Raw genomic sequence first — 2,632 nt, forward strand, 5'->3', positions numbered from 1 at the left:
GCCAGGTCCGCTGGGCCGAGGACTGGCGCGACCGGGCCGCGGCGCCGCCCGCGCAGCGCCGCCGGGACTGGTTCAACCGGCTGAAATACATCCCGCTGACCGACAAGGGCGATATCTGGCTGACGCTGAGCGGCGAGGAACGGCTGCGCTATGTCTTCGAGAACCGGCCTCTGATCGGCATGGCGGGCAAGACCGACGCCAGCCGCGTGCTGCTGCGCAGCCAATATGGCGCCGACCTGCATCTGGGCGCGCATGTCCGGGCCTATGCCGAATTCCTGTACGGCGTGGCGGGGGGATCGAACTCATACGGCTACCAGACCGGGACGCAGCGCGAGCGGCCGGACCTGCAGCAGGGTATCCTGGAGGTGACGGGCACGATGCTGGGGGCCCGCACCGGGGTGATCGGCGGGCGGCAGGTGTTCCTGGACGCGCCGGTTTCGATGCAGTCGGCGCGCGACCTGCCCAATGTCCAGCAGAGCTGGGACGGGTTTCGCGGCTATGCGGTCTGGACGCGCTTCCGCCTCGATTTGTTCGATTTCATGCAGACCGACAAGCTGCCGGTCGGCGCGTTTTCGGACGGCACGAACTATAATGCGCGGATGTACGGCGCCTATGGCTCGGCCGCGCTGCCGGGCTTTACCCTGCTGGGCCGCAAGAGCCAGATTTTCGCCGATCTGTTCTTCATCGGCTATCTGTACGGGGGCGCGCCTGCCGCCATTCCCACCGCCACGCCGGGCGGGGCCGAAGCGGGATCGACGCGGCGCGACAATGTCGGGCTGCGCCTGTGGGGCAATGCCGGCCCGGTCAAGCTGGATTTGACCGGCGTGTTCCAGGGGGGCCAGTTCAGGCCGGCGAAGAATGCGGGGCCGACCCGGCCGGTGCGGGCCTATGCGGTCAACGGGTCGGTGCTGTACAGCCGTCCGGACCTGCCGGCCAGGCCGGCGCTGGGGGTGCAGGCCGATCTGTTTTCCGGCGGTTCGTATCGCAGCCGGGACGGTGCCGTGGGCACGTTCGCCACGCCCTATTTCCCGCTGCCCTATTACAATGACGTCACCCTGTCTCTGACATCGCAGAATCTGGTCGGCGTCGGACCCGTTTCCGATCTATCCTTGAGCAGGACAGTGCATTTCAGGCTGCATGTTCCGCTGTTCTGGCGCGCCAGCACGCAGGACGCGGTCTATGGCACGGGGCGGATCTATGGCTGGCGGAACAATTTGTCCGGCGGCTTCATCGGCGCCATCCCGCAGGCGCAACTGGCGTGGCGTTTCGCGCCGCACTGGACATGGACCCACGACATCGCGGGCTTCGCGGCGTCGCAGGGCATGCACAGGGCCGGGGCGCGGGACGGCGCGTTCTACATGCAGACGATGGATTTCACATTCTGATCGGGATGGGCCGGGAGCAGAGAATCATGAGCAGCCAAAACAACATCATCGTCATCGGCAACGGCATGGTCGGGCATTATTGCGCCGAGCAGCTTGTGACCCAGGGATTGCACGAGACGCATCGGATCCACGTCTTCGGCGCCGAACTGCACCATGCCTATGACCGGGTGCATCTGACCGACTACATGACCGGGCGGGACGCGCTGGCGCTGCGGCTGCACGAGGAGGATTTCCACGACGCGCATGGCATGACGCTGCATCTGGGCGCGATGGTCAACCGCATCGACCGCGCGGCCAGGACCATCGAGACCGATGGCGGCAGCTTTGCCTATGAATCGCTAATTATTGCGACGGGATCGACGCCTTTCGTGCCGCCGGTGCCCGGCAACAGCGGTACCGCCGGCCTGGTCTATCGCACGCTGGACGATCTGGACACGATCCGCGCCGCCGCACAGGGCGCGCGCCACGGCGTGGTCATCGGCGGCGGGCTGCTGGGGCTGGAAGCGGCCAACGCGGTCAAGGCGCTGGGGCTGGAGGTCTGCGTGGTGGAATTCGCCCCGCGGCTGATGCCCGTGCAACTGGACGACGAGGGCGGCCGCGCCCTGCGCCGGCGGATCGAATCGCTGGGGATCGCGGTGCGGACCGCCCATGCTACAAGCGAGATCGCGGCCGGTGAAACCCTTCGCCATCGCCTGAACTTTTCCGACGGGACATGGCTGGAAACCGACCTGGTGGTGTTTTCCGCCGGGATCCGCCCGCAGGACCGGCTGGCGCGGGAGTGCGGGCTGGCGATCGGCAGCCGGGGCGGCATCGCCGTCGACGACCAGTGCCGCACCTCCGACCCGCATATCTTCGCGGTGGGCGAATGTGCGGCTTGGCGGGACCGGGTCTTCGGGCTGGTGGCCCCCGGCTATACGATGGCGCGCACCGCCGCCGCCGTGCTGGCCGGCGAGGACGCGGCCTTTGCCGGCGCGGACATGTCCACCAAGCTGAAGCTGCTGGGCGTCGATGTCGGGTCGATCGGCGATGCGCACGGGGCGGAAGAAGGTTCGAGCAGCTATCGCTTCATCGGCGAGGCCGAGGGATCGTATCGCCGGCTGGTGCTGTCGGCCGACGGCATGCGGGTGACCGGCGCGGTGCTGGTGGGCGACAATTCCTATTACGACACGATCTTGCAATATGTGCAGAACGCCATCAGGCCGCCGGCCGATCCCGCCGCGCTGATCCTGCCGCGCGGCGAGGGCGCG

General features: G+C 67.7%; 2 protein-coding genes. Both read left to right on the forward strand.

All coding sequences use genetic code 11. The features are described 5' to 3' along the window. Nucleotides 1-1,385 (forward strand): alginate export family protein (locus HUK84_RS14625; RefSeq protein ID WP_176640940.1); only part of this gene is annotated, 1,385 nt, incomplete at its 5' end. Nucleotides 1,386-1,411: 26 nt separating this feature from the next. Next, nucleotides 1,412-2,632: FAD-dependent oxidoreductase (locus HUK84_RS14630; RefSeq protein WP_176640941.1), on the forward strand; the 1,221-nt coding region annotated here is incomplete at its 3' end.

Origin of the sequence: Nguyenibacter vanlangensis (genome assembly GCF_013376155.1) — a bacterium.
GTDB lineage: Bacteria > Pseudomonadota > Alphaproteobacteria > Acetobacterales > Acetobacteraceae > Gluconacetobacter > Gluconacetobacter vanlangensis.